Source organism: Arthrobacter sp. Y3223164 (assembly GCF_059091005.1).
Map to the genome: position 1 here is coordinate 1 of NZ_JBNHGF010000400.1, position 2457 is coordinate 2457.

2 protein-coding genes are annotated in these 2457 nt (G+C 70.1%); one reads left to right on the plus strand and one right to left on the minus strand.

Translation table 11 applies throughout. The annotated features are described in order from the left end of the window. Positions 1-948, minus strand: a 948-nt coding sequence (gene hemE, locus AC5RUJ_RS14585) for a uroporphyrinogen decarboxylase (RefSeq protein ID WP_494156078.1), incomplete at its 3' end; no start/stop codon positions are given. A gap of 192 nt (positions 949-1140) precedes the next feature. On the opposite strand from hemE, the gene AC5RUJ_RS14590 reads away from it, so the two are divergent. Continuing rightward, on the plus strand, positions 1141-2457 hold a 1317-nt coding region (locus AC5RUJ_RS14590), incomplete at its 3' end, for a glutamyl-tRNA reductase (RefSeq protein WP_494156079.1).

Genomic DNA, 2457 nt, shown 5'->3' on the forward strand with positions numbered 1-2457 from the left:
GGCCAGCACCTCGCGCACATGGGCCTCCAGCACCTCCCACGGCGCCGACAACAGCGCCGGATCGATGTTGCCCTGCAGCGGCGTGCGTCCGCCCAGCCGGCGGTTCGCCTCGTCCAGCGGCAGCCGGTAGTCGACGCCGATCACGTCCGCCCCGACGTCGCGCATGGCCACGAGCAGTTCGGACGTTCCGGTGCCGAAGTGGACCAGCGGCGCGCCCAGGTGGCGGACGTGGTCCAGGGCGCGCGACGACGCCGGTGCCACGCGCCGGCGGTAGTCAGCCAGGGACAGCGAACCCGCCCAGGAATCGAACAGCTGTCCCGCACTGGCGCCCGCTTCCAACTGCGCCCGCAGGAACTTGCCCGAAGCGTCCGCGGCCCAGCCGGCCAAGGCATCCCAGGTCTCCGGGTCGGCATGCATCATGGTGCGCGGCCCCAAGTGGTCGCGGGACGGCCGGCCCTCCACCATGTACGCGGCAAGCGTGAACGGGGCGCCGGCGAAGCCGATCAGCGGCTTGGCGCCGAGCTCGGCCACCGTCAGCCGGACCGCCTCGCGGATGGGCTCCAGCGATTCGTCGGTGAGTACCGGCAGGGCGGCGACGTCGGCGGCGGTGCGGACGGGTGCGCCAAGGACCGGGCCGACACCGGGGACGATGTCAACATCCACCCCGGCCAGCTTCAACGGGATAACGATGTCGGAGAAGAAGATGCCTGCGTCCACATCGTGGCGGCGCACCGGCTGCAGGGTGATTTCCGCCGCCAGTTCCGGTTTCAGGCAGGCATCCAGCATCGCGATGCCCTGCCGCGCTTCCTTGTATTCGGGCAATGAGCGCCCGGCCTGCCGCATGAACCAGACAGGACGGCGGCCCGGCTTCCCTCCGCGGTAGGCGGTGATCAGGTCCGAGTCGGCGGTACGCCCATCCACCAGGGGATGGGAAGCATTGAGTGTCATGACATAGATTCTGGTCCAGCGGCCCTGCTTCTGGCCAACCGCGGGCGGCGCCGGGAGCGCGGGATGGCGGCGGCCACCGGCCCGAGTGGCCAATATCACCGGCGCCGGCGGCGCCCGAAACCAGGTTAACGCCGGGTTAATGGGCCAAGCTTGGAGGAGCCGACGCTGGCTTCCCGCTAAGATAGAGGCGCTGTGGTCTTACTTTCACTTGTTGCAACCCATTCCAAGGTCGATCTGGAAACGGTGGCCCGCCTGAGTGCCGGCACCTCCCGGATCGATACCGACGTGCTCGCAGACGGGTCCCCGGTCACCGGAGCCGTGGTCCTGGCTACCTGCAACCGGGTGGAAGTTTACTGCGAGACCGAGAGCGAGTCCGACCTGGAGGCCGCCCGCGCCGCGCTCATTGAACAGATCAGCCGCTGCTCGGGGCTGGACGACGCGCTGGTCGCCCGCTCCTTCGACGTAAACACCGGCGAGGATGTTGCGCGGCACCTGTTCGCGGTCGGGGCCGGCCTGGATTCGGCCGTGGTCGGCGAACGCGAGGTGGCCGGCCAGGTGCGTCGGGCCCTGATCGAGGCGCAGGAAAAGGGCACCGCGAGCGGGGGGCTGGTCCGGCTCTTCCAGACCGCTTCCCGGACGGCCAAGGACGTCGGGACGCAGACGGCACTCGGCGGCCGCGGGCTTTCGATCGTGTCGGTCGCGCTGGACCTCGCCACGGATCTGGCCGTCGAGAAGGACTGGTCGGGCAAGCAGGTTGTACTCTTCGGGACCGGCGCGTATGCCGGGGCCACCATGGCGCTGCTGCGCGAACGCGGCTGCACCCACATCAGCGTCTACTCGGCTTCCGGCCGCGCCGCGGCTTTCACCGAAACCCGCGGCGGCGTCCCGCTGACCCACGCGGCGCTGGACAGCGCGATGGCATCCGCCGACGTCGTCATCGGCTGCAGCGGCAGCGACAACCAGGTCAGTGCCGAGCGCGTGGCCGGGGTGCGCACCGGCGTCGACAAGCCGCTCACGATCATCGACCTCGCGCTGAGCCACGACTTTGATCCCGCCGTGGGCGCGCTCGAGGGCGTGGAGCTGATCACGCTGGAGTCCGTGCGGATGGCCGCGCCCGAGGAACAGGCCGAATCCGTGCAGCAGGCGGCCGAGATCGTCGCCAACGCGGCGCGCAGCTTCGAGGCCAGCCGGCAGGCGCGCAGCGTGGACTCCGCCATCGTGGCGCTTCGCAAGCACACCATGCAGGTACTGGAGAACGAGCTCGAGAAAGTGCGCTCGCAGCACGGCTGCACCGGCCCGGCCCAGGAAGTCGAGTTCGCCATGCGCCGCATGGTCAAGCAATTGCTGCACCTGCCCACCGTGCGGGCGCGGGAACTGGCCGCCAACGGCGAGCAGGAGCGTTACATTGCCGCCCTGGAAGCGCTGTACGGCATCACGGTCGAAGAACCCGCCCTGCCCCGGGCCTCGGATGCGGCGTCCTGCCCGGTCGCCGGGCACGGCGACGAGGCC